At 37.5% G+C, this 25,693-nt stretch carries 26 protein-coding genes, 1 tRNA gene and 1 other RNA gene; 7 read left to right on the top strand and 21 right to left on the bottom strand.

Annotated features, from left to right (window positions below; all coding sequences use genetic code 11):
* Positions 1 to 875: 875 nt before the first annotated feature.
* The 5 genes from C9J36_RS16185 to ffs all read right to left on the bottom strand — a co-directional run bounded on the left by C9J36_RS16185 (position 876) and on the right by ffs (position 4,165).
* Positions 876 to 1,091 (bottom strand): YaaL family protein, encoded by a 216-nt coding sequence (locus C9J36_RS16185; protein WP_107943764.1) that lies wholly within the window; start codon positions 1,089 to 1,091, stop codon positions 876 to 878.
* A gap of 12 nt (positions 1,092 to 1,103) precedes the next feature.
* A complete protein-coding gene (gene recR, locus C9J36_RS16190; protein WP_066165997.1) occupies positions 1,104 to 1,700 on the bottom strand; it encodes a recombination mediator RecR in 597 nt (198 codons plus the stop codon).
* Between the two features lie 10 nt (positions 1,701 to 1,710).
* Positions 1,711 to 2,025, bottom strand: a complete 315-nt coding sequence (locus C9J36_RS16195) for a YbaB/EbfC family nucleoid-associated protein (RefSeq protein WP_066165995.1) — start codon at positions 2,023 to 2,025, stop codon at positions 1,711 to 1,713.
* Between the two features lie 27 nt (positions 2,026 to 2,052).
* Positions 2,053 to 3,777: a DNA polymerase III subunit gamma/tau gene (dnaX, locus tag C9J36_RS16200; RefSeq protein ID WP_107943765.1), complete on the bottom strand. Its 1,725-nt coding sequence runs from the start codon at positions 3,775 to 3,777 to the stop codon at positions 2,053 to 2,055.
* A gap of 120 nt (positions 3,778 to 3,897) precedes the next feature.
* Positions 3,898 to 4,165, bottom strand: an RNA gene (gene ffs / locus C9J36_RS16205) — signal recognition particle sRNA large type.
* A 240-nt stretch (positions 4,166 to 4,405) separates the two neighbouring features.
* Between ffs and C9J36_RS16210 the strand changes: the two genes are divergently transcribed.
* Positions 4,406 to 4,498, top strand: a tRNA-Ser gene (locus C9J36_RS16210).
* A gap of 203 nt (positions 4,499 to 4,701) precedes the next feature.
* Here the strand turns inward: C9J36_RS16210 and rsiV are convergent.
* The 4 genes from rsiV to C9J36_RS16230 form a co-directional block, all read right to left on the bottom strand.
* Entirely contained in the window at positions 4,702 to 5,577 is an 876-nt protein-coding gene (gene rsiV / locus C9J36_RS16215) for an anti-sigma-V factor RsiV (protein WP_107943791.1), read from the bottom strand.
* A 2-nt stretch (positions 5,578 to 5,579) separates the two neighbouring features.
* A complete protein-coding gene (sigV, locus tag C9J36_RS16220) occupies positions 5,580 to 6,077 on the bottom strand; it encodes an RNA polymerase sigma factor SigV (protein WP_066165990.1) in 498 nt (165 codons plus the stop codon).
* 136 nt (positions 6,078 to 6,213) lie between these two features.
* Positions 6,214 to 6,747 carry an LOG family protein gene (locus C9J36_RS16225; RefSeq protein WP_066165987.1) on the bottom strand — a complete coding sequence of 178 codons (534 nt, stop codon included), beginning with the start codon at positions 6,745 to 6,747 and terminating at the stop codon, positions 6,214 to 6,216.
* Positions 6,748 to 6,976: 229 nt separating this feature from the next.
* Positions 6,977 to 8,221 (bottom strand): helix-turn-helix domain-containing protein, encoded by a 1,245-nt coding sequence (locus C9J36_RS16230; protein ID WP_153061612.1) that lies wholly within the window; start codon positions 8,219 to 8,221, stop codon positions 6,977 to 6,979.
* Positions 8,222 to 8,838: 617 nt separating this feature from the next.
* On the opposite strand from C9J36_RS16230, the gene C9J36_RS16235 reads away from it, so the two are divergent.
* On the top strand, positions 8,839 to 9,066 hold the full coding sequence (locus C9J36_RS16235; RefSeq protein WP_107943767.1) for a hypothetical protein: 228 nt from the start codon (positions 8,839 to 8,841) through the stop codon (positions 9,064 to 9,066).
* Between the two features lie 22 nt (positions 9,067 to 9,088).
* On the opposite strand, the gene C9J36_RS16240 is transcribed toward C9J36_RS16235, so the two are convergent.
* The 4 genes from C9J36_RS16240 to C9J36_RS16255 form a co-directional block, all read right to left on the bottom strand.
* The gene (locus C9J36_RS16240; protein WP_283234865.1) at positions 9,089 to 10,543 is read right to left on the bottom strand and encodes a M20 family metallopeptidase; all 1,455 of its coding nucleotides are present in this window, start codon (positions 10,541 to 10,543) and stop codon (positions 9,089 to 9,091) included.
* Positions 10,544 to 11,833, bottom strand: coding sequence for an amidohydrolase (locus C9J36_RS16245; protein WP_107943768.1), 1,290 nt, complete (start codon positions 11,831 to 11,833; stop codon positions 10,544 to 10,546).
* A 284-nt stretch (positions 11,834 to 12,117) separates the two neighbouring features.
* Complete coding sequence (locus C9J36_RS16250; protein ID WP_107943769.1) at positions 12,118 to 12,786, bottom strand: deoxynucleoside kinase; 669 nt, start codon at positions 12,784 to 12,786, stop codon at positions 12,118 to 12,120.
* A 2-nt stretch (positions 12,787 to 12,788) separates the two neighbouring features.
* Positions 12,789 to 13,424: a deoxynucleoside kinase gene (locus C9J36_RS16255; protein ID WP_066165971.1), complete on the bottom strand. Its 636-nt coding sequence runs from the start codon at positions 13,422 to 13,424 to the stop codon at positions 12,789 to 12,791.
* A gap of 125 nt (positions 13,425 to 13,549) precedes the next feature.
* Here C9J36_RS16255 and tadA point away from each other — a divergent pair, with 125 nt between their 5' ends.
* Positions 13,550 to 14,053 (top strand): tRNA adenosine(34) deaminase TadA, encoded by a 504-nt coding sequence (tadA, locus tag C9J36_RS16260; protein ID WP_107943770.1) that lies wholly within the window; start codon positions 13,550 to 13,552, stop codon positions 14,051 to 14,053.
* Positions 14,050 to 14,616 (top strand): histidine phosphatase family protein, encoded by a 567-nt coding sequence (locus C9J36_RS16265; RefSeq protein WP_107943771.1) that lies wholly within the window; start codon positions 14,050 to 14,052, stop codon positions 14,614 to 14,616. The genes tadA and C9J36_RS16265 overlap by 4 nt, the downstream gene beginning before the upstream one ends.
* Before the next feature lie 164 nt (positions 14,617 to 14,780).
* Here C9J36_RS16265 and C9J36_RS16270 read toward each other — a convergent pair whose 3' ends face one another.
* The 3 genes from C9J36_RS16270 to C9J36_RS16280 all read right to left on the bottom strand — a co-directional run bounded on the left by C9J36_RS16270 (position 14,781) and on the right by C9J36_RS16280 (position 16,728).
* Positions 14,781 to 15,425 (bottom strand): CoA transferase subunit B, encoded by a 645-nt coding sequence (locus C9J36_RS16270; RefSeq protein WP_107943772.1) that lies wholly within the window; start codon positions 15,423 to 15,425, stop codon positions 14,781 to 14,783.
* 1 nt (position 15,426) lies between these two features.
* The gene (locus tag C9J36_RS16275) at positions 15,427 to 16,131 is read right to left on the bottom strand and encodes a CoA transferase subunit A (RefSeq protein WP_107943773.1); all 705 of its coding nucleotides are present in this window, start codon (positions 16,129 to 16,131) and stop codon (positions 15,427 to 15,429) included.
* 162 nt (positions 16,132 to 16,293) lie between these two features.
* Positions 16,294 to 16,728 carry a DUF4279 domain-containing protein gene (locus C9J36_RS16280; protein WP_066165960.1) on the bottom strand — a complete coding sequence of 145 codons (435 nt, stop codon included), beginning with the start codon at positions 16,726 to 16,728 and terminating at the stop codon, positions 16,294 to 16,296.
* Between the two features lie 295 nt (positions 16,729 to 17,023).
* Between C9J36_RS16280 and C9J36_RS16285 the strand changes: the two genes are divergently transcribed.
* From C9J36_RS16285 to C9J36_RS16295, 3 genes are all read left to right on the top strand, one after another.
* On the top strand, positions 17,024 to 17,875 hold the full coding sequence (locus tag C9J36_RS16285; RefSeq protein WP_107943774.1) for a helix-turn-helix domain-containing protein: 852 nt from the start codon (positions 17,024 to 17,026) through the stop codon (positions 17,873 to 17,875).
* 206 nt (positions 17,876 to 18,081) lie between these two features.
* A complete protein-coding gene (locus C9J36_RS16290; RefSeq protein WP_066165950.1) occupies positions 18,082 to 19,113 on the top strand; it encodes an ABC transporter permease in 1,032 nt (343 codons plus the stop codon).
* 1 nt (position 19,114) lies between these two features.
* Positions 19,115 to 19,789, top strand: a complete 675-nt coding sequence (locus C9J36_RS16295) for an ABC transporter ATP-binding protein (RefSeq protein WP_107943775.1) — start codon at positions 19,115 to 19,117, stop codon at positions 19,787 to 19,789.
* 133 nt (positions 19,790 to 19,922) lie between these two features.
* Here C9J36_RS16295 and hisD read toward each other — a convergent pair whose 3' ends face one another.
* The 5 genes from hisD to C9J36_RS16320 are packed head-to-tail and all read right to left on the bottom strand — an operon-like array spanning position 19,923 to position 25,636.
* Positions 19,923 to 21,176 (bottom strand): histidinol dehydrogenase, encoded by a 1,254-nt coding sequence (gene hisD, locus C9J36_RS16300; protein WP_107943776.1) that lies wholly within the window; start codon positions 21,174 to 21,176, stop codon positions 19,923 to 19,925.
* 22 nt (positions 21,177 to 21,198) lie between these two features.
* Positions 21,199 to 22,626, bottom strand: a complete 1,428-nt coding sequence (locus C9J36_RS16305; protein WP_107943777.1) for an aldehyde dehydrogenase family protein — start codon at positions 22,624 to 22,626, stop codon at positions 21,199 to 21,201.
* 35 nt (positions 22,627 to 22,661) lie between these two features.
* The gene (locus C9J36_RS16310) at positions 22,662 to 23,897 is read right to left on the bottom strand and encodes an ester cyclase (RefSeq protein WP_235616100.1); all 1,236 of its coding nucleotides are present in this window, start codon (positions 23,895 to 23,897) and stop codon (positions 22,662 to 22,664) included.
* A gap of 21 nt (positions 23,898 to 23,918) precedes the next feature.
* Positions 23,919 to 24,761, bottom strand: a complete 843-nt coding sequence (locus tag C9J36_RS16315) for a carbohydrate ABC transporter permease (protein WP_235616101.1) — start codon at positions 24,759 to 24,761, stop codon at positions 23,919 to 23,921.
* Positions 24,758 to 25,636, bottom strand: coding sequence for a carbohydrate ABC transporter permease (locus C9J36_RS16320; RefSeq protein ID WP_066165935.1), 879 nt, complete (start codon positions 25,634 to 25,636; stop codon positions 24,758 to 24,760). The genes C9J36_RS16315 and C9J36_RS16320 overlap by 4 nt, the downstream gene beginning before the upstream one ends.
* Positions 25,637 to 25,693: the final 57 nt, after the last annotated feature.

Here is a 25,693-nt window from a genome sequence, read left to right on the forward strand (position 1 = left end):
GTCGCTTCGCTTTCGATACATTAAAACATTTGCTGGCATCTTCATTCGATGTCCAAAATTGTGTTTCATCTATTCAATGAAACTTTATTCATTCACGTCTTGCTTGTTCAGTTTTCAAGGTTCATGTCATTTGCAGTTATCAATAAGCGACTTTTAATAGTTTAACACTATTATCTGTCGGCGTCAATATTAAAACAGCAACTTTTATAATATATCATATCCTTAATACGTTAGTCAATAATTTATTTTATTATTAATTTATTTTCCTAACGACTTTATCTATATTAGCATCATCATTCATTTTATGCAATACCTTTATTAAAAATTTAATAAAAAAGTTGTGAATGCTACGCATAACACGCCAGGTATTCCTAAAAACGTTATTGTTGCTATTGAAAAAATATTGATTGGCAGTATAATGCCTTGCATTGATAGCAATAAATGCGCTCCAAATAAAATCATAACTGCAAACGCTAACTTAAACCAAATCAATGCTAGCTTTTCAAATATTACGTTCCAATTTAACTTACTTCCTATAAATATAACAATAAATAAAATTAGACCAATGCCAAGTGCTTTATAAATAATAACCCGCTCCTCGAAAATGTATTCAACAGAACATATGCAAGGACAGTACTAATTATTTCTTCTTTCAGCAAGCTGAATATTTAGATATGCAATCAGAAAAGCTACTACTACAATTTTGATTTTCCGAGATGACTAGGTAAAGGTAAATCCTCACGCTCAAGCAGCTAGCCTATTAATCAATTACGCATCGGCATAATCCCTTAATTGAGGTTTCCTTCTATCATATTTATCGCTCCAAACTGAATTGGAGCTGCTGAAGAAAATCCCCACTCCAACAGCTCCAAACTTCATTTTATATTTACTTGGCGAATTCTTGCTTCTTTAAATAAGAAGAAATGAATACTCTCAGCAGCTTTTCTTTGTGCTTCAACATCTAAATTGTAATCATCTGATAAATCTTCAATTACTTTAGCGTTATGCCAGTCTTCTTTTGTTTCTTTTATTAGATATACTAATTTTTCGTCGAATTCTTTTTTTAATTTTCCTTTTCGTGAAAAGAACATGTGTCACACACCTTATAACTCACGTCTACCTTCTAATGCTTTCGATAGAGTAACTTCATCGGCATACTCTAAGTCGCCACCTACCGGCAAGCCGTGTGCAATTCTTGTTGTTCGAATACCTGATGGCTTAACAAGACGAGAAATATACATCGCCGTTGCTTCCCCTTCAATTGTAGGGTTTGTTGCTAAAATAAGCTCTTGCACTCGCTCATCATGAAGTCGTGTCAATAACGATGCAATATTAATATCCTCTGGTCCCACTCCTTCAATAGGCGAGATTGCTCCGTGTAATACATGATACATCCCGTTGTAATCACGCATTTTTTCCATTGCAATTACATCTTTCGGATCTTGTACTACACAAATCATTGAAACGTCTCGCTGCTTATCGGAGCAAATATGACACGGGTCAATATCGGTTATATGACCACATTGCGAGCAGTACATTAAATTACGCTTTGCATCAACTAGCGCCTTTGCAAATGATAAAACGGTATCTTCTTTCATCGTTAGCACGAAAAATGCCAGACGGGCCGCAGTTTTCGGTCCAATGCCTGGCAGTTTCATAAAGCTATCAATAAGCTTTGAAATTGGTTCAGGATAATGCATGTTGTACCTCCTAGAATGGAAGGTTTAAGCCTTGTGTGAATTTGCCCATTGTTGAATTTGTAGTCTCTTCTACTTTTTTCAATGCATCGTTTGTTGCAACAACGATTAAGTCTTGTAGCATTTCAATATCTTCTGGGTCTACTACTGACTCATCCAAATTCACTTCAAGAATTTCACGTTGGCCATTAACGATTACTTTCACTACGCCGCCACCTGCAGAGCCTTCAAATTGCTGCGCATTTAAAGCCTCTTGTGCCTCCATCATTTCTTTTTGCATTTTTTGCATTTTTTTCATCATGCCTTGCATATTACCCATTCCACGCATAATTAAATTCCTCCTAAATTGAATAAATTATTCTTCAATAACTTCAACAAAATCTTTGCCGAATAAAGCTTCAGCTTCCACTACAAGTGGGTCCTGCGACGCGATTGGCTGTGCGTCGTCAATAAATGGCTGCGCCGTCTCCTGAACCTGCTCACTTTTTTTAGCGTGTAGACCGTTATCGCGAATAAAGTTCTCTCGCAATTCAAGCCAAGAGCTTTCTGGAATGCACAGCATCTCATACATCGTACCGATTTGAGCCGCCAATGTTTGTATAAACATTGTTAATAAAGAGCGATTTTCAGCTACCATTTGACAATGTATATCATACTTGAATTTTAACACAAAAGCACTAGAAGATGCTGCAACAGGCTCTGCCTCCGCTAAAAGTGCCGCTTGTGATTTTTGCATTTGATTTAAGCTTTGTGCCCAAGCTGATTTTATTTTTTGAATATCTTCCTTCGTAGCATCTTTTAACACTTCTTGAATACGCCCTGTCTGCGGCTTAAACCCATTTGGCGTTTTTGCCCTTTGTCGCGGCGCTTGCTTTTCCTGTTGTTGCATAGTTGTGCCATTCGCTAATTGCTCTGTTAGCTGCTGAACAAGCTGCTCTAGCATTGCAACTTTTTCTTCTAGCGCTGGGTTTACGCCCACTGCTGCTGTGGGACTCGCTGTAAATTGCGTTATTTTTAACAAAGCTGTTTCCAAATAGATTTTCGTGTGATGAGAAAATCTCATTTCTTGCTGTGTTTGCGCTAATGTGTCGATAAAACTATACAGCGTGTCTGCCGAAAATTGCTCCGCTAATTGAACAAATTTCTCTTCCATTGTCACAAGCTCCAGTAGCTCACTTAAATCGCCAGTAGTTTGTAGCAATAATAAATCTCGGAAAAATGTAATTAGGTCCTCTGTTAAACGTAATGGCTCTTTGCCATCAGCAACTAACTGCTCTAATAATGAGAGTACTTGCGCGACATCTTTTTGCCCAATGGCAATTGTTAGGTCATAAAATACATCTTGACTAACTGAGCCCGTTACAAAAAGCGCATCCTCCATTGTTAATATGTCTTTACTAAAGGATACCACTTGGTCTAGCAAGCTAAGTGCATCACGCATTCCCCCTGCTGCCGCTTGTGTAATTACCTTTAATGCCTGTTCTTCAAACGGTAGATCAATATCTTCTAAAACAACTTTCATACGCTCTAAAATATCAGTGGAAGAAAGGCGCTTAAAATCGAAGCGTTGACAGCGAGAAATTATCGTCGCTGGCAGCTTATGTGGCTCTGTCGTTGCCAAAACGAATACAACATGCGCTGGAGGCTCCTCTAATGTTTTCAATAGTGCATTAAAAGCACTTGTTGATAGCATATGTACCTCGTCAATAATATAAACTTTGAAGCGCGCATTTGCTGGTGTGAAGTGGACTTTTTCAATAATATCACGCATTTCTTCTACACGAGAGTTAGAGGCTGCGTCAAATTCAATGATATCTGGATGTGAACCCTCCGTAATACTTTTACATGTAGCACATTCATTACAAGGCTCACTTGTCGGGGCATGCTCACAGTTTAATGTTTTCGCAAAAATTTTCGCCGTACTTGTTTTTCCAGTACCACGCGGACCAGAGAAGAGATAGGCATGCGTTGTTTTATTTGCCAGGAGGGCATTTTGCAGCGTTCTTTTTACATGTACTTGCCCTGACATATCCCGAAAAGATTGAGGGCGATAGACACGATAAAATGCTTGATACGTCAACGGTTTCCTCTCCTTTGCTTGAATTCACTAGCTATAGTATAGCATTAATTGTGCGATTTTTTCTTTAAAAAAAGCGCATCCATCATAGTAGATGAATGCGCTATTACCTGCAATTTAAAGCCGTGCACCTTCCTTCGACAGCCGCACATAAGCGTTACTCTTGTCGACAGCTCAGGTTAGGCTACCCCGCGGCACATGAGTGAAACCACTTAATGCTGCTTCCTTCCGGACCTGACATAGTTCATGGGTACCCATTGCGCAGGACCCAACCGTCAACACTACGTGCAAAAGGCAGACCAAACAATACGGACAGCCTCAGAAAAGGAATTCAATCTTGCTAGAGCGGATTGCAAGTTACAGGGCACCGCTACCTCCCCATCTAGCACGGCATTTATAAGTATACTCATATGCCACAAAAAAAGCAATGAATTGTACATAGGAATTTATTGTTTATCTTGATTTAGCGATGTTCTTCTATTGCTATCAAGCAAGCAGGCGATTGTAACAGCAGATGTCTAAATCGAATCAAATAATTAGCCAAGGCCTGATTTCAATATTTTTCAGAAAAAGTGCTTGACCAACATTTTAATACATGATATTCTAATTCTTGTCGATAAGACATCTATACGGAGGAATACCCAAGTCCGGCTGAAGGGATCGGTCTTGAAAACCGACAGGCGGGTTAAACCGCGCGGGGGTTCGAATCCCTCTTCCTCCGCCATATTTTTCAAATGACAACCGCTACTGATGTAGCGGTTTTTTTAATATAGAGTTAAGTATTTTAAATGCAAAAAAATCTGCTAAAGCCCATGTTTCGCCTGTTTCAAAGAGGAGGGTTCTCTCTTTTACGAGTTATAGCTTTGACAAAGCATCAACAAAAGCGTATAACAAGCAGGCAACTACACCGCTTGTTATACGCCCCATTTATTTAATATACTCGTTGCTTACAAGTGAATCTTGCACTATCTCTGTTGGGATTTCAAACTCTACTATTCCCATATAACCTGGTGCAACCTCATATTTATCAAAAACGATTACAAGCTTACCCTGTTCCGAAATATAGAAATTTTGGTCTGCCTTAATTGTTGTAAAGAGCTCGACTAAGCTTTCATCCTCAAGACCTGCATCGCTTACCCAATACATTTTATCTTGATTTGTTGCTATCATCTCTTCGCGCATTTTATCAGCAATATAGGCGCTAACTTTTTCTACATAAGCATTGTCTTTAAATAAACTTGGTAAAGTGATGACTATTTCCTTTTGCTTATCAATTGTATCGTATTTCATAACAGTTGACGAAGAACCGACTGTTTCAACAACATAGCGACCTATTGATAAAATTTGGCTTGTATCTGTTGCAATAACATAGCTACTATCTAAACCTAGATAGCCACCTTCGTTTTTATTCATCCAATCTACATCATCTTTAAATTTCTCAAACAACTCTTTGCCTTCTGTCGCATATTTTTTATTTAGCGCCACAATCTCTTCTGATTTCCCGTTAATTTTTGGCACATCTATATTGGCAGAATACGTATCTTGTTCAATCTCATAGCTCACAAATGTCAATACACTTACTACATCACCGAGAATTGGCACATTTACTAAACTTTTGGCCATTGCAGGATTAATATTTAAACCAGCAGTAAAGAGCGCCGTCGCTGCAACCGCACCTAAAACCCATTTAGGCGCACGCTTTTTTGGTCGCTGCTTCAAGCTTGCCTCTACTATTGAATCAAGACTTTTCGGTATCGGTACATTTTTATACTGTTGCTCTAACTTTTTCAAACGCTCATCCATCATTAAAAACCTTCTTCCTCTTGTAATTGTATCTTTAACAACTTTAACGCTTTGTACAATCTAGATTTTATTGTGCTAATATTTGTATCTAATACACGCGCAACATCTTCAATTTTTAAATCCTCAAAATAACGCAAGATAACTACCTCTCGATAAATAGTTGGTAAACTATCAAGAGCCACCTCCAAATCCGTATTCTCATACGAATCAACCTGCTGTGGTGTTAATAGCGCGAGCTTATCATCTTCCATTATTTGTTGACGCTTATGTTTACGGAGGAAATCGATAGCTGTGCGCACAACGATTTTATAAAACCAACTCTTTATTTGCTCCTCATTTTGTAATGTATGAAGCGATTGTAACGCTTTTTGAATGCTGTCCTGTACAACATCCAGCGCATCCTGCTCATTTTTCGTATAACTATAGGCAAGATAATAGAAACGCTCTTTGTTGTTTCGGATAAATGTTACTAAATTTTGTTCCGCGCGCGAATTACTCATTTCCGAAAGACTCCTTTGATTAATGTATACAACTACTAGACGGATGAGTTTATGAAAAAGTTTAAATTATTTTAGTGCCAGGCACACATACAATTTACACACAATTTAAAATTGTTTGCAATAAAAAAAGCGAGGGTTACCTCGCCAAAATGTCCACTATTTGCTGGGGTGATGTCGCTATATGTAGTAAACTACGTTGCTCTGCTCGTATAAAGCCTTCGTCTAGCATCTTTTCGAAATGCTGTGCGATTGCATCATAAAATCCATTGACATTATACAAAATAACAGGCTTGTCATGTAAACCGATTTGCGCCCAAGTAAATACTTCAAAGTATTCATCTAACGTGCCACAGCCCCCTGGTAATGCAATGAAGGCATCTGCTAATTCTACCATCTTTGCTTTACGCACATGCATAGACTCTACAAAATGAATTTCAGTTAAGCTCGTATGGGCAATTTCACGTTGCTGTAAATGCGTAGGCATAATGCCGATTACTTTTCCGCCTCCGTGCAATGCAGCATCTGCAACCTGTCCCATTAAGCCAATATTTGAACCGCCATAGACAATGCCATGTCCCGCATTAGCTAATACTTCCCCTAACTGTGCCGCTGCTTCCTTATAAATTGGGGATTTCCCCATTTGTGAACCACAATATACTGCAACATTCATTAAAAATGCACCTTCCTTTTCTTCTATTATATTAATAGACAAGGAAGGTGCATGACTAGTTGCAGCCGAAATATTTAACGAAATGATAACATTCCGATGTAACAAAACTTATTTTACATTGCTTCGCCGATGTCGCTATTATCTTGCGGGCTAACCTCACCATAAAGTGGAACACTTACTAATAATAAAGCTAATACTAAAATCCATTTTTTCATTTTGCATAACTCCTTTATTTTTTAATATCGTGATACCTTTTTAATAATTCATATGCTTGCTTGTATTTGCGCTTTTCCTCTAAATAAGGAATATAATGCTCAAATGCCTCTGACAAATAAACAAGCTCCTTCTCTCTTTCGAAAAGATGCATTGCCTGTAAAATATACTGCTCAAACTCCGTATCTTTGTGCAGCCCTTTAGCAAGCTTTGCCTGACAAAAAATATAGAGCGAATGCGGGATAAGCGTTTTATAATTCGCTAACTCTAGATATGCCTTTTCTAAGCTACCTTGTTTAATATAAGTTTCTATTAATAAATAAATGGTTTTGACCTTATCTATTTGAGGTGCATCTTTTCTAAGCTCCACACAATGCAATAGCGTTTTTTCTGCCTCCTCATAATTTGCTTGCTCAAAATAAATGAACCCTAAATTATGATAGAGCTTCCCTATAATTAATACTTCATCCAATTGAATTAACTCACTAAGTGCAATGCCATATTGATAATAGCTTTGCGCTTGTTGATAGTCTTTTTTCTTTTGAAACAAGACGCCAAATAAATTATAGGCATGAATAGCACTTATCCAATTTTGTGTACGTAAAGCGTAATGGAGCACTTTGTCTAAGTTTTTACATGCCTGCTCTATATCACCCAACCGATAATAGCAAATGGCTAAATTATAGCGAATCGGAATTTGGTCTGATATAGCATAGGTACTGCTCAACGCTTGTTGATAATGTAGCAAGCTTTGCTCAAAGTCTTTCTGCATTAAAAAGTATGTACCGTATACTTTTAAATATCTATATCGCAATTCAGGCGGTACATCTTGTAATTGTATAATGTCTTGTATTTCCTTCTCAAATAGTAATTTTGCCTTATCATCTTGATGAAGCTTCGCATATACATCGAAACGAGTGAGATTGAAGTCTAACTCTTGCCAAACAGAGGAAATATACGTTAGCTTGTCTTGATAAGTGTTTAAAATATCTTGCGCCTCTTGTAATTGATGGTTTTTCACACAGTCGGCTAAACGTTCAATAATCGCTGCAACTTCTGCATCCTCATCATAAAAATCACTCAAATAATGAGGCGGTACTTCCATTCTTTTGGCCATCAATTGCAATGTCTCAGCTGGCGGTTGATATCTTCCCTTTTCGATATTGCTAAAATGAGAGTTAGATACAATGCCTGTATAAACATACTCACGAGAAAAGCCTTTTAGCATTCTGATTTTTCGTATTCGATTACCTATGTGCAAAAAGGTTCACCTCATTTCAGTACGCTTAACATAGTAGCTCAAATCAAATAGTAAGGTACTTTCTGAATTATATCATAATTCAATCATACTAAAGTATTAGCTATCCCCAACATCTTACAAAAATAATCGTAATAAAGCACACTAAACATCATTAATTTCTCTATTTTTTATAAATACGCAAAATATTTTAGTTTTTCATCATTTTAAATGCATTATTTCTAATTTATTTTATTTTTTATTACTAACAGTTTTCTAGCGAATTAATAAGGTTTTTTATAAAGTTCGCACTTCAATTTACGAAAAGCTCTCCCAACAAGCTATAATTATATATACTATTACAGATGTGTTGATTAGCCTTTATTTTACAAAAAGGGTCTAGGAAATTTGTTGATTTCCGTTACGGGGGACGCGGCGGTTTTAGCCTCCCTACACTTTATCCTGCTGGAAGGCTTTGCTTTGCGACGAGTAATCGCAGGAGCACTCGCCCCCTTCACTCCAATGAACAAATAAATCTTTTATTAGCAGTGCATTCTCTACCTTAAAACACACGCATCAATATCCAATATTTTCATAATCAACACGCCTGATACTATTAACTTCTAGGAGGCTCACAAGAAATGTTAACACTTTTCTACTTGTCGTTAGCTGCTTCAGTCGGTGCATTGCTAGTTGGACTCACTCGATTATCTTGGTTACTCATCTGTGTAAGTGCTGTCGCATCATTACCACTTGCTCTTTATTTTTTAGTAGGCGCAAATAACACTTACCAACTCATCGCATTAACACCTGTTGTGCTTCTCATGCTCGCTTTTTTTCTGCGCTTTTTGAAAATAAAAATTGTGTGAGTGCCAGGCACTCACACAATTTTTATTTATTCATATTCGGTTTCACATGAGCTGGAATTGGATTGACGTATGAGCCATTTGTTTGAGCGGCATGCTCTAGTTTTGCTTTCGTGATAAGCTGAGGCTCCCGCAATAAGTCAATTGCCGTTAATGCCATCACCTTCGCTGCATATAATAAGCCTTTATGTGCGATAGATGTCTTCCCTTGAGATACGACTTGCCAAGTATGAAGCGGCGTGCCAAAAACAAAGCAAGGTGTGAAGCATTGCGCTGTCGGCACAACCCAACTAACATCTGCGACGTCTGTTGAGCCCGCCATCGCTTTATCTGATTGTTCATAGGGTAATACAATATTTAAAAATGGGCCATTCATTTGCAAAAAGGCTTCATCGATATTATGCCCACCCGCTATGTCCTTGACGTCATTTTTTCCTGCCTGTATTTCATTAGCTGTTAATGTTTGAGCCATTTGCTTTGCGTATGCAAGCTCCTGCTTCGTATATTTCGGCAACCCTACTGCCTCTAAATTTTTATAGAGAAGCTGATTAATTGTGTCGTTCGGCAAATAATTAGAGCAAGCTTTATCGAACTTCACCTTAACCGTTGTTTCCGTCATCAATGCCGCACCTTCTGCAATTTTGACCACACGCTGATAAATTTGCTCCACTTCCTTAATATCCTTGCCGCGAATTAAATATAATACTTCTGCATTTGCTTGTACTACGTTTGGTGAAATGCCACCTGTATTTGTTACTGCATAGTGAAAGCGTACATTTGATGGCACATGCTCACGCAAATAGTTTACGCCTACATTCATCAGCTCCACTGCATCTAATGCGCTGCGACCAAGCTCAGGTGAATTTGCAGCGTGTGCAGCGATGCCCTCAAACTCAAAGTACACTTGGTAGTTTGCCAGAGAAGAACGATTCCAAACACCGGCATATGATTCTGGATGCCAAGTTAAGGCGATATCAACGTCAGCAAACACACCCTCACGCACCATAAATGTTTTACCTGAGCCGCCCTCCTCTGCTGGGCAGCCATAATAATGAATTTGCCCAGGTATTTTCCCTTCAGCAATCCATTCCTTTAAAGCCATTACTGCTGCAACCCCTGCTGTACCTAATAAATTATGACCACAACCATGTCCATTTGCCCCTTCTACAAATGCTTCACGTGCTGTCGCACCACCCTTTTGATTTAAACCGGGCAATGCATCATATTCACCTAAAATGCCAATAATCGGACCCGTTGTCCCATACTTTGCTACGAAGGCCGTTTCGATTCCACCTAGACCTGTTTCTATCTCAAAGCCATTTGCCTTAAGATAACTAGTTAATAATTGTACGGATTGTTGTTCCTCAAAACGTATTTCTGCAATTTCCCAAATCCGATCAGATAAAGTAAATATGTCTTGCTCATATTTAATTAGATAAGATTCAAGCTCTTGCATTGCCGCAAGCGCTGTCACTGCCATTTACTTTTCCTCCTCGCTAAGATGTAATAGCATATTTAGCCATATTTCAATAGCTGGTAACATATCTTCCTCACGGATATCGAAGCATTCATTGTGATGCCCCGCTGCTAAATCTGTTCCTATAATAGAATATGTAGCTACCCCACCACTACTTTGTACTTTTTCCATCAAATATGTAGCATCCTCTGAGCCCGCGTTGAAATATTGGTATTCAACAGTTGGAATATTTAATGCTTTTGTTATGTTTGCTAATTTTTCAGCCAGCTTTTTGTCTGATGGTACACTTATCGCACCTCCAACCTTTTCATAGTGAACTTGAATATCATACATTATCGCAATCCCTTCTAAAATATTGCGCATTTGATTTTCATAAAATGCATTAATTTCTGTTGTTTCCCCGCGTAATTCAAGCTGCATTTTGGCATTTGGTGCAATAATATTTCGCCCTGCGCCCGCATGGAGTGTCCCAACATTTATACGACTTGAGCCATCACTATGCGGTGGTAATGCATGTAAAGCAAGAGTAGCCTGAGCACTTGCTAGAAGGGCATTTTTCCCTTGCTCTGGGAAGGCCCCTGCATGTGAGGCAACTCCTTCGAATAACACATCATACTTCGACGTCGCCAAAAACCCGTCAGTCCCAGCAACAAATACCCCTTTTTCAACACCTGTTCCAATATGGAGAGCAAAAAAATAATCGATATTATCAAATAAATCAGAGGCAACAAGCGATGCCGCACCACGTACCCCTTCTTCTGCTGGCTGGAACAAAATTTTGATTGTCCCTTTTAGCTTATCGCGTTGCTGCAATATTTGCTCGGCAAGTCCAAGACCAATTGTTGCATGACTATCATGACCACAGGCATGCATATAACCTTCATTTACCGAACGAAAGCCTAGCTGCTGTGGTACATGGCTTTCATTTGTCGTTTCTAAAATCGGTAGTGCATCAATATCTACACGAAACAGCACATTCGGACCGGGCTTTCCTGTTTCAAGAACAGCTAATGCACCTGTGTAGCCACCTTCCATTTTTGCGAGCCATTTATCATTGGCACCCATCTTTTTTGCACGTTCAAAAAATATATCCATCTCTTCCTTGCCTGGAAGCCCCATGCGCTCGCCAACAACTATATCCTTCCCTACATATACTGAGTAACCCCATTCCTCAAGCTGGTCAGCAATTTTTGCTGTTGTCCGAAACTCCAGCCAGCCCGGTTCTGGATAGCGATGAAAATCTCTGCGCCACTCTGATAATGTGTTTAAATAACTTTCTTGTATGCGAATCATAAATTTTCCTCCTCGTCTATCTAAAACAAACGCAATGTAAATTTATCTAAATTTTCCGAATATTTTTATTGCAGTATTTCTCTATTCGAAATAAATTTTATTATATTAATAATAATATTTCAACAGGCTAAAATAAAAAAGCGGTATAAAGCACACAGCAATCTTTCAAATATACTGGACTTTATACCTCTTTATATTCTTAAATGTAAAGTTTACGACTGACTCAGTAAGACAAAGTATTAGCTTCTTTTCTAGTAGTAAGCTTATAACAAATATACTAGCCTCTACTTTCTTAAATGGCTTGTTTGCTCCATCATATATGCGATGCGGTCTATAATACTTTCAACTTGTTCTGGATTTTCCATTAAGTCGTAGTCATTAATATTTAATCGCAGTACAGGGCATGCATTGAAATTATTAATCCAATTTTCATAGCGACCATGCATTTCATACCAATAATCATGTGGTGTTTGCTGCTCCATCGCTCGTCCACGCTCTTGAATGCGACCGATAATATCCTCCACAGGCCCTTCTAAATAAACGAGTAAATCTGGGTGTGGGAAGTACGGTGTCATAACCATAGCATCAAATAAATTTGTGTATGTTTCATAGTCTATTGGACTCATTGTGCCTTTATCATAATGCATTTTCGCAAAAATGCCAGTATCCTCGTAAATCGAGCGGTCTTGAATAAAGCCCCCGCCATATTCAAAAATACGTTTTTGCTCCTTAAAGCGCTCTGCTAAAAAATAAATTTGTAAATGGAAGCTCCATTTCTCAAAATCCTCATAAAATTTATCTAAGTATGGATTCGTATCAACCTTTTCAAATGATGTACGGAATTTTAAGGCCTCTGCTAATGCTTTTGTCATTGTTGATTTACCAACACCAACTGTTCCTGCAATTGTAATAACTGCATTTGCCGGGATTCCATATTTTTCTCGTAAATTCATAACTACTTTATACTCCTTTGTTGTAACTTTTGCTCAATAATTTGCAGTACATTTTTTAAATCAGCTTTATTTTCTACAAAGTCTATTTCATCACCATTAAGCTGTATAACAGGAATCTCCGGATGCATCCTCACAAAATGCTGAATAAATTCATGATAATCTGCCGCTAGCTGCTCCATGTATTCACGTGTAATATTTTTTTCAAACTCACGACCACGCTTCGCAATGCGTTTCATCAATGTATCAACACTTGCATATAAATAAACGACCATATTTGGAACAGGCATGTCTGCCGTTAAAATACTATAAATTGCTTCATATTTATTATACTCTGAAGGCTGTAAAGTCCGCTTGGCAAAGATTAAATTTTTGAAAATATGATAGTCCGCTACAACGGGCTTCTGCTCGCATGCTAAGTATTGCTTAATATCAGACAGCTGTTTATAGCGATTGCACAAAAAAAACATTTCTGTCTGAAAGCTCCATTCCTCAATATTTTCATAAAACTTCCCCAAAAATGGATTTTCATCAACAATTTCTTTTAATAAATGATATGTAAAATGCTTTGAAACAGCATTAGATAAAGATGTTTTCCCAACACCAATCGGGCCTTCGATTGTTATAAATGGAACTGACACGAAAAGTTCCTCCCCTAAATTTCAAATTCGTCAATGCTTTTCATTGTATCATAGACACAGTGAATTGTGTGAGAATTGTGTGTGTGCCTGGCACTCTGTTACAATGAGGGCAAGGAGCGATGAAGATGGACGTATTTGAAAAAGACCGTTATTTTATGCAGCAAGCACTCATCGAGGCACAACACGCAGGTGAAAAGGGGGAAGTGCCAATTGGAGCTGTCCTTGTACATAACGAAGAAATTATTGCGCGTGCCCATAACTTGCGTGAAACGACGCAAAATGCTGTTACACATGCTGAGCTTCTAGCTATTCAACAAGGATGCGAAAAAATCGGAAGCTGGCGCTTAGAACAGACTACTTTATATGTTACGTTGGAGCCTTGCCCAATGTGTGCTGGCGCTATTTTACAATCGAGAGTACCACGTGTTGTTTATGGTGCACGCGACTTAAAGGCAGGCTGTGTCGATTCATTATATCGCTTGCTCAACGACAAGCGTTTTAACCATGAATGCGATGTAGTTGAAGGGGTTTTAGCTGAGGAATGCGGACAAATTTTAACAGACTTCTTTCGCGCATTGCGAGCTCGTAAAAAGGCACAAAAGCGAGCTCAGCAGCAGGAATTACAATGACGACAATTGGCTTTATCCGACATGGTATTACCGCATGGAATAAAGAGGGGCGGGAGCAAGGACGGCTAGACATCCCTTTACATCAAGAGGGTATCATTGCGGCACAAATGTTAGCTAAAAGAATTGCTAATGAGCAATGGGACGCCATTTTTACAAGCCCTCTAGCTCGTGCACAACAAACTGCTGAAATCATCGCGAAGCAGCATGGCAACATCCCTTTATGGATAGATGCGCGTTTATGTGAAATTGGCACAGGCATGATAGAAGGAACAACAGAACAGGAGCGGATTGCAAAATGGGGCATCCATTGGCAAAATGTAGAGTTAGGAATAGAACCTGAACAAGAAGTTATCGCCCGCTGCGAAGCGTTTTTACAATATATACAGCAACAGTTTCCAACAGAATGCATACTCGTCGTCAGTCACGGCGATTTGCTCCAGCAATTTTTACAGCTCCTTTTACCTAAGCACAATCTCCCTCGCATGCATAACACCGCATTAACGGTAATTGAATTAACAAAATCAGAAAATAAGCTACTGCTATTTAATTATACGGGGCACTAAAATGGACTGAAAGAATCTCTTCTTGTGTTCAGCAATACAGGAAAAACCATTAATTAACCACAATGCTGCAACTGAATCAAAATAAAATTAAACTAATCAATATTAAAGCAATTTAAAAGAGCGTGTTTGAAAAAATCTCACCTTTTCAGACACGCCCTTTCTTCTTATTGTAAATGTTCAGCCACTATGAAATCAGCCTCTGTCTTTTCCTGAACTTCTTGTACAGAACTACCTTCTTGCACTTCAATTAAAACCATACCCTCTTCTGTAAAATCAAACACCGCTAAATCCGTAATTAGACGATGTACAACTGCCTTTCCTGTTAAAGGTAATGTGCATTCTTTTTTAATTTTCGACTCACCATGTTTATTGACATGCTCCATAATAACAACGACACGCTTCGCGCCAACAACTAAATCCATTGCGCCACCCATGCCCTTTACCATTTTGCCAGGAATCATCCAATTCGCTAAATCGCCTTCCTGTGAAACTTCCATCCCACCTAAAATGGCTAAATCAATATGTCCCCCACGAATCATCGCAAATGACGCAGCACTATCAAAGAAGGCAGCACCGCGCGCAGCAGTAACCGTTTCCTTTCCTGCATTAATTAAATCTGCATCAACTTCCGCATCTGTTGGATAAGGTCCGATGCCTAGCAAACCATTTTCTGATTGTAATAATACATTGACATCTGCTGGTAAAGCATCCGCGACAAGTGTTGGAATGCCGATACCTAAATTGACATACATGCCATCCTTCACTTCTTGTACAGCACGCGCTACAATCAATTGTCTACTATCACGCATATCAAAGATCCCCCTTCACAACACGTCGTTCGATGCGTTTCTCATAGTTTTCTCCTAGCAAAACACGCTGTACATAAATACCCGGTGTATGGATTTCATCTGGATCAAGCTCACCAACCTCAACGATTTCTTCCACTTCTGCAATCGTAATCTTTCCCGCTGTTGCCGCAAGTGGATTAAAATTGCGTGATGTTTTACGGAACACTAAATTCCCCATTGTATCAGCCTTCCAAGCCTTCACTAGCGCAAAATCGCCGACAATACCTTCCTCGAGCAAATATTCTTTGCCGTTGAAGACTTTGATTTCTTTCCCTTCTGCAATTGGTGTTCCTACCCCTGTTGCCGTATAAAAACCTGGAATACCTGCACCACCTGCACGAATGCGTTCTGCTAGTGTTCCCTGTGGTGTCAGTTCAACCTCTAGCTCACCACTTAAAAATTGCTGCTCAAAAATTTTATTTTCTCCCACATAAGAAGCGACCATTTTTTTAATTTGCTTATTGGCAAGGAGTAACCCTAGCCCCCAATCATCTACACCACAGTTATTGCTAACAACTGTTAAATCCTTTGTCCCTTTATCCTTCAGCGCTTCAATTGATTTTTCAGGAATACCACAAAGACCAAAGCCACCAACTATTAACGTGCTGCCATCCCTAATATCTCCCACAGCCTCGCTAAACGATGACCATATTTTATTACTAGCCAATACAAACACCCCTTTTCTGTATTACTCACTAAAAATTCTACCTTATGTGTGATTGCCCGTAAAGGGAGGCTACAATTAATTAAGAAAACCCAAATAATGACGAAAAGTCTCATCATTACTTGGGTTTTATGAATAGTATATTGCTTAATTCCCCATAATAATTCAATTTAACAAATACAAACTACTATCTATTAAACTTTCAAATTCATAAGAATAAATGTTAATGCCTGCATTAATCTCAGCGGCAAAATTGCAAACCCTTGAATCTATCATCAGACTAAGCATACGTCCTTCATCTATACCCATTACGATTGCTATTTCCGCAGTCAATTTATACTTGTTTATTAACTGTTTAATTAAATTCATTTTTGGTTCAAGTACTTCAACTAACGAAATCAATAAATCATTTATATTATGAAATTCATTATATTCTTTTCCATATTGCCAATTGGTGAAATTACAGAATATCGAGGTGTACAGAGGCATTTCTTGTCGTTCATTAACAAACGTCGGAAGTAGATTTAAAACCTTTGTCACTTCCTCAACTGGAAAGCTCTCATACTTATTTAACAAGTGAAAATAAGCTTGTACTCTCATTTTGTAAAACCACCTCTTTAGTATTTTATGTATTATAAAAATTACGTATTTTAATTTTAAAAATAACAATGACTATTTTGCTCCCATCCAATGAAAATAGTCATTGTGTTAGAAAAATAGAATATTACTTTTATTAAACAAAAAAATTAATCACCCTCCCCCACCAATAAGCCAGATATCCATAAGTGCCATAATAAATTCCATATCTTTCACCCCTCTTTTTTCTTTATTTTATATGGTATATTTAATATTCAGACAAAATATTCAAATATGAATATTTGAGGAGGAATTATAGATGAATTATGGTTCAACATTAAAAGTAATCCGAAAAAACAAAGGATATAGTCAACAATACTTAGCAAAAAATATTTTGTCTCAAAGCTCCTTTTCAAAGTTTGAACATAATCAATGTGATATTAATTTTGTAGCTTTTCATCAACTACTAGAAAAACTAAATATGACTTATAATGAATTCTCTTTTATTCATGAAGGCTTCCAAAATGCTAAAAAAACACAATTAGTACAAGACTTCTTCTCAATGCCCTATAATTCAAAAGAGGAATTAAAGAGAATGTTAATGGCGATAGAAGGCTATTTACAACAAAACGAAGATTTGTTATTAGAGGATTTGCGTTTAGTTTGTTTAGCATTATTGCATCTAAGAGAGAATCTTGGCATGGAAAATGCAAGGAAATTAGTAACTCCTATTTGGACACGTATGTCGGCTTTACATAATTGGTATATAACAGACTTTAGATTACTAAATTCTATTTTATATTTCTTTCCTACAGACATAGCTATCGAAATATCTAACAATATGTTGCAACGTTTGAAAAAATATAAGAAATTTGAAGAAGTAAAAAACTTAAAACTTACTTTGTGTATTAATCTATCTCTATTACTAATCAAAAATAAACAATATAAAGAAGCATTGCAGATTCTCAATAAATTATTAAATGAAAATCTAAAAATAATGCCCTATCAATCACTAGCAGTTTGTCTATCGAGAAAAGAAATATGCTTACAAAAACTAAAACCTTCTCACGAAACACCTTATTTATCCAAAGCAATTGAATTAGTTAAAATATATAATGATGACTCTTTACTTCAAACAATTACTTTAGAATTCGGGCAATATATACATTAAAATATTTTGATTAATGTAAGCAAATATAAATTGCATCCTAATATTTTTTTAAAAAACATTCTATTAGGTAATAAATTGTAATAATCCACACACCTTAAAGACTGTAGGCGAACCTATAGTCTTTTTTATTTTCACTTTACTAGTTCATGCTCAGTTCAGTTTTGCCTTTTATAGTTAGGTTATCAAGAAACATGGAGGTGCTTCGTATGAATCTTGCTTGGAAGGAAATGAAACGAAATAAAGTGAGGTTTATTATTGTTGGTTCAATTGTTTTTCTTATCAGCTTTTTGACATTGATTATTTCGGGGTTGGCGAATGGTTTGTCACAGGACAATGCGGCGCTGATTAGAAATTTGCCGAATGGGCAATTTTATATGACGGAGAAGGCGGAGGGGTCATTCAATATGTCTCAAATCCCGCAAAATATACAGGATGATTTGCTTCAACAGCATGACAATGCGGTTGCCTTATCAATTTCAATGGGCTTTTTAAATGATATAGAGGAGCAGCAGCATGGTGTAGCCTTCACTACAGCGACGTCTTCAAATTTATTTCCAGAAATAGCGCAGGGAGAGGTTGTGCTTGATCAATCACTGCAAGCAAAAGGTGTAAATATAGGGGATCGCTTAGTAAGTAATCAATTGAATGGTGAGTTGACTGTGAAAGGCTTTGTTGAGGAGCAAAAATACAGTCATGCACCTGTTGCCTTTATTAATCAACAGGATTATCAAGAAATGTATCGCACAAATACGATGCAATTAATTTTTATCCCAAATAGTGAGGTACTTGTGATTGATGGATTGCAAGCATTTACTGCAAAAGCATTACTTCAAAGTATCCCAAGCTATAAAGCAGAGCAAATGTCTTTAAATATGATTGTAAGCTTTTTGATTATCATCAGCGGAATGCTATTCGCTATTTTCTTCTATATGATGAATGTACAAAAAATTGGCTTATACGGTATTTTAAAAGCAATCGGTTTAAAAACGGTTAAGCTATTCCAATTAATTTGGACACAAATGCTTGTAATTACTATCATTGCCCTTGCATTTGCAATTGCCTTAAGCCAGGCTTTTGTCTTGCTTGCGCCGAGCGAAATGCCCTTCCATTTATCAATTACTACTACGCTACAATTGGCTGGCATTTTTTTAGTAATCGGCTTCATAGGGGCAACGCTTTCTGGTTTGCAAATTAAACAAATTGAACCTTTACAGGCGATACAGCGGGGAGATGGATAAAATGGCTTTATTTACAGTGACTGATGTACACAAAACGTTTCAAATGGGAGAAGTAAAAGAAGAAATATTAAAAGGAGTTAGTTTGACATTATATCCAGGTGAAATGACTGCTTTAGTAGGCTCATCTGGCTCAGGCAAAAGCACACTGCTCACAATTGCCGCTGGACTTCAATCTGCCTCTGAGGGAAGTATCATTTTTAATGAGCACGATTTAGCCACAATGAATGAAGAACAAATTCGTCAGGTGCGTGCTAGTGAGTTCGGCTTCGTCTTTCAATTTGCCCATCTTGTACCATTTTTAACTGTAGAGGAACAGCTCTTCCTTATGCTTGATGTAGCAGAAGTAAAATGGGCTAAGACTAAGCAACAGCAGCATATCGACCACATTTTATCATTGATTGGCATGGAACACCGAAAAAACATGTACCCTGCTTCACTGTCGGGTGGTGAAAAGCAACGTGTCGCAATTGCCCGTGCCATCATTCATCAGCCAAAGGTTTTATTTGCAGATGAGCCTACTGCTAGCTTAGATTCTACACGCTCGAAAGAAATAATGGAGCTACTGCAAAGCATCACAAAAGAGCTAAATATCGCTACATTAATCGTCACACACGATGAAGAAATGCTGCCATACGTTAATCGTATTGTGAAGATGGTTGATGGGGTTGTACAGTAAAAGAGCGTCAGAAAAGGCGCTTTTTCACCCCGAATATCCTCAAATTACTCAAGCATTTCTTCTAATAGGCTATCAACAATCTAATGTGATGTAGCTAAAAAAGTGCCGGAAGGGGGGATCCGGCACTTTTTATTTATTTAATTCGAACTGCTGCAGATAGTTTGTGCCCCTCTAACCCTTCGATTTCAGACTGCTGTGCAGCGTGATTCGCTAAGTATTGGACACCTTCACCGGTTATTTTTTGATGCGTTAATACTTTAATATAGCTTCCTACCCATAATCCGCCTGTATACTTAGCAGCTTTTAATGTAGGCAGTGTATGATTTGTTCCCGATACTTTATCAGAGAATACAACTGAGCTATCCTCTCCAATAAATAAAGAACCGTAATTTGTTAAACTTGCCGTATATTTATCAGCTTCTTCTACATGTACATGTAAATGCTCACTTGCGTAATCATTACATACCGCGATTCCTTCCTCGATTGAATCCGTAACAATGACTTCACCGTAATCTTCCCAAGAAGCATGTGCTGGTGAATCATTTGAAAATTCCTTCAATGTTTCATGTACTTGTTCTACTACTCGATTTGCTACATCCATCGAATTTGTCACAAATATCGCACGTGCACTCGGGTCATGTTCGGCTTGCGCTAATAAATCAGCCGTAATCTTTAATGCATTGCCATGTTCATCAGCAAATACCATAACTTCACTTGGACCTGCAAGTAAGTCAATTCCTACTTTCCCAAAAACCTGTTTTTTTGCTTCTGCTACAAATTTATTTCCCGGACCCGCAATCATGCTTACTTCTGGTACTGTTTCTGTACCATAAGCCATCGCAGCAATGGCTTGTGCACCGCCAATAGCAAAAATATCTGTAGCACCTGATTTGACAAGTCCGTATAAAACAGCAGGATGAATTCCTCCTTGATAGTTTGCAGGGCTACATGCAACAATGCGCTTAACACCTGCTACCTTTGCTGGCGCAACCACCATTGGGCCAGATGAAAGTAATGGGAAGCGTCCCCCCGGAATATATGCACCAATTGTTTCAATTGGTACGATTTTATGCCCCATTCTAATGCCATCACCGAAATCTGCATCTAATGGCTGCAAGCACTTTAGCTGCGCCTTAGCAAAGGCATTTACCCGTTCTACTACTCGATCAATTAATTCTTTTGTGTCACTAGAGAGTTGAGCAATGCTATTATCAATCTCCTCTTGCGTTACGCGAAATGGTCTGTTAGAAGAACCAAATTTCTCCTCATATTTTAATACTGCGACATCCCCATTTTGCTTTATATCTTCAATAATATCCTTAACAATTGTAGACACTTCGTTCATTGATGTTGCAGTTGTGCTTTTGGCTTGTTTCACATAAATCATTTTAAATTCCCTCCTACTCGTCTCACAAACTCTTTTTCACTGCTATAAATTTCAAATTTGTCATTTCTTCAATAGCAAATTTAATTCCTTCACGCCCATAACCACTTTGCTTTACGCCACCATACGGCATATTATCTACACGGAAAGAGGGAATATCATTAATAATCAATGACCCCGTATCAATGTCATCAGCTGCATACAGGGCATCTGTTAAATTTTGCGTATAGATGCCAACATTCAATCCATAATTAGAAGCATTAACTAGATGAATTGCCTCATCCAAATCCTTATACGGTACAATTGAAACGACAGGTGCAAATGTTTCTTGGCATACGATTTTCATGTTTGGAGAAGTATTAACGACGACTGTAGGTGTCATAATACGCTCTGTAAAAGTCCCTCCAGCAATAATTTGTGCCCCTGATTCCTTCGCTTCCTCTAACCAACTTTGCAAACGTTGTACTTCTTTTGGGTTAATCATAGCTGATATATCAGTAGTCCCATCTGCCGGATTGCCAATAACTAATTTTTTTGTTTCTTCTACGAAAGCTTCTACAAATTGTGAATAAATAGATTGATGTACATATATCCTTTGTAACGAAATACATACTTGTCCTGCGAAATTAAATGCGCCATTTACTGCTCGCTGAATAATCTGTTGAATTGGGGTACTGGGCTCTATAATTAATGCAGAATTTGAACCTAATTCTAACGTCAGCTTCCGTAAGCCTACTTTTTCTTTAATCTCCAACCCGACTTTTTCACTACCAGTAAATGTGACCTTTTTAATGTATCTATGAGTAGTCAAAGCTTCGCTCAACTCTCCACCTGAACCAGTAACAATTTGTAATGCCCCATCTGGTAATCCAGCTTCTTTAAATATTTCCGCCATAAATAGTGCGCTCATAGGTGTTTGATTTGCTGGTTTTAACACAACTGTATTCCCCGCAGCAAAGGCAGGTCCTAATTTATGTGCTACTAAATTAAACGGAAAATTAAATGGCGTAATGGCTGAAACAACGCCTAAAGGAACTCTTTTTGTATAGCCCATATAGCCAACTCCCGTTGGTGCAGCATCCAAAGGGACAGTTTCACCGCTAGGCTGTTTAGCACCTTCAGCGGCAAATAAATAAGTTGAAATGGTACGCTCTACTTCCGCTATTGCCGCTTTCGCAGGTTTACCAGCTTCCTTCACTAAAATATTAACCATTTCTTGTTTACGCATCTTCAGTAGTTCCACTACTTTATACAATATTTCAGAACGTTCATATGCACTTGTTTGCTTAAATGCTTGATATGCTTCTTGTGCTCCTTCTATTGCACGATTAACATCTGAAACAGTTGCTTTTGCTACATGTGCAAGTAATTCACCAGAAAATGGTGCATAAAGTTCATATGTTTGGTCTGTCGGCTCCCATTGACCATTAATCCACAACTGTGTCTTTTTCATGCTGTTCTCCTTTGAATATGAAAGTTTAAAATTGCTTAAGATACCCCAGAAAAATTGCCATCCTCAATAATAATGCCGCTATCTTCATTCACTACTTCAGTATGAATTTGTCGTAAAACTTCGATTCCATCAAATAAAAAATGCTCTTCTACAATTTTTTTATTGCGGATTTTATAATGGTTGATGCCACAAATTTCGATAAACTTTCCAGATGGTGCACCAAAATAACCTAATCCTTCATGTACACCTTGTAAGCGCCAGCGTACTGCCACATCCCAATTAAAGTCGTTATCGCGTTTATTACATGTGATGCGTTCTAAAATTAGTTTGGCATTTGGTACAGATGCAAATAGGCTAATATACATACCTTGGATTTCATTGAACCCTATTACATCTTTATTACATACATAGTGCACAACTGCATTTTCCTCATAACATTCACGTACAAAATTAATTGAGCGTCGATCCCAAATTCGATTAAACATGTAAAGCATGAAATTGCCTACTTCCCAATTTTTCAAATCTATATCTAATAATTTTGGTGGCAATCCCATTTCTGCTGTTTCCGGTAAACCAAATTGAATTGGAGGTGCTAGATTAACTGAGCTTTTTGCAAATTTCTTGGCTACTTCTACAGGATCAATACCTAATTGTTGCACTAAATGATATGTATCCATTACGAGCCATTCTTCATAAATTTTATTATCCTTAATTAAGCAATCCGCGCTCGTTCTAAATATCACCTTTTTACCTGTAGCCTTGCCATAGGCACTATCTCCAGCATTCGTTGCATAGGATTTTCCTCGATGCGATGTGAAAAAGCCATCTTCATCATTGCCAGACCACAAGACGCTCCAGCCTAATCCTTTACGGTCTGGGAATGCTTGCAGCGTTTGCAATGTACCCGAAATAACTTCGTTAATTCCATGTGAATTCACTAAACCTTTATGGACAGATATACTAGTACTGTATGTGTCATAAATAAGACCAATATCCTTCTCTTTCCAGATTTGTCTTGTAATTTTAACAATATAATCAACGATATTGTTGTACTCACTATTAAAACCTTTCATACTCTGTTTCTTGATTTGATGGCTTTCTAGTGATATATAGTCTTCATCATCTCGATGGTCAATCATATTAACATCTGCCGTATTCGCATAATGAATGATATGGTCATATTTTTTCTTCGTTGCAGGCATAGTTTCTTTCACATTCGACACCTCTTCTTTTTCCATTTGTTTTTCTAGCTGTTTATTTTCTTTTTCCATTTGCATACCACACCTTTTTATTTATTTAACACTTCCTGAAGTCATACCTTGTACAAACTGTTTTCTCACTAATAGCATGAAAATAACTGTTGGTAGCATGAAGACAATTCCTGCAGCCGCCATTTGATTCCAAACAACACCTTTTTCTCCATTGAAGAATGATAATGCGATTGGTAAAGTAACAGCCTCTCTTTGTGTTAAAATCAATGCAAACATAAACTCATTCCATGTAATAACAAAGCAGAAAACTGTGGCGGTAATAATTCCAGGTAGCGCGGTAGGTATCAGAATTTTGGTAATAATCTGAAATCTATTCGCGCCATCAATCGATGCTGCCTCCTCCGTATCAATGGGAACGCGATCAATAAAGCCTTTGATTAACCAAATAGCATACGGGATTGTATGTCCCAGATTAACAATGATAAGCGCGACTGTCGTATCAATTAAATTTAGGTTTCTGAAAATCAAGAATAATGGAATTAAATTCACCACTAGCGGAATAAATTGTGTAGCTAAAATAGCAAACATAATTAATTGTTTTCCTTTAATTTCAAAGCGAGACAAACTATATGCCGCTAAAACACTTACTGGAATCGTAATAATCAATGTAGCAAAGACAATCCATATACTGTTGAAATAGTACTTTCCTAAATTAAATTGTTGGCTAAATAAAAACTTAAAATTATCTAAAACTGGCTGAAAAAATATCGTAAAATTATATGAATCATTTTCTGTCTTAAAAGCTGTCATCACAATCCATAATATAGGTAAGAACAAGAAAATAAGCACAAGGCATACACCAATATATCTAAGGAAATTCTTCATGTTGAACTTTTTTTGATTTGTCGATTTTACAACTGTCAACTCCAATCATCTCCTTTGCTTAGCTTTCTCATATAAATGACTACAAAAATAATTGTAATCATTGCTAATATATAGCCTAGCGCTGACGAATACCCCATATCAAAGTATCTGAAAGCATTTTTATAAATGAAGAAATTCAATACCTCTGTTGAGTTACCTGGTCCTCCTTGCGTTAAAGTGACAACAGGATCAAATACTTTTAGTGTGAACATTGTCATTAAAATAGAAGCAATTAAAATAATAGGCTTCATTAATGGTAGTGTAATTTTGAAAATCGTTTGTACCCACGTTGCTCCATCTACTTTTGCTGCCTCATATACCTCTGTTGAAATACCGATTAATCCACTAATAAACATTAAGCTCATAAATGGTAGCCAAATCCATACTGTCACCGATATTAAAGCCAACAAAGAAGTGACACTACTGCCTAGCCAAACAACATCACCTAAGAAGGGGAAAAATGTCCCCATAATTTTATGGAATAGGCCATATTCCGGGTTTAACATAAATCTCCATGAATAACCTACTAATGCTGGGCTGATTGCAAATGGAATAATAATAATCGCACGTACAAACTGCATAAACTTACCATCAGTGCTTAGTAACAGAGCAACAATAAAGCTTAACGTCAATGTAATTACAACGGTACTAATTACAAAAATTAGTGTGATGATGACACTATTCCAAAAATATTTATCTGTAAACGCCCTCATATAGTTATCCAATCCAACAAAGTTACCCATTTCAACGGATTTTTTCAAATCCCATTCATGAAGACTAATCCAAAATGAATTAAATAACGGATAAATTGTAATTAATAAGATAAGTAATAGTGCTGGAGCCAACAGTAAATATTTAAAAAGATTTTTATTCATCTTGTACCTCTTTTCTTATTTCATATGAACATCTACAGATTCATAAGAAATCGTTTG

The organism is Metasolibacillus fluoroglycofenilyticus (genome assembly GCF_003049645.1).
Taxonomy (GTDB): Bacteria; Bacillota; Bacilli; order Bacillales_A; family Planococcaceae; genus Metasolibacillus; species Metasolibacillus fluoroglycofenilyticus.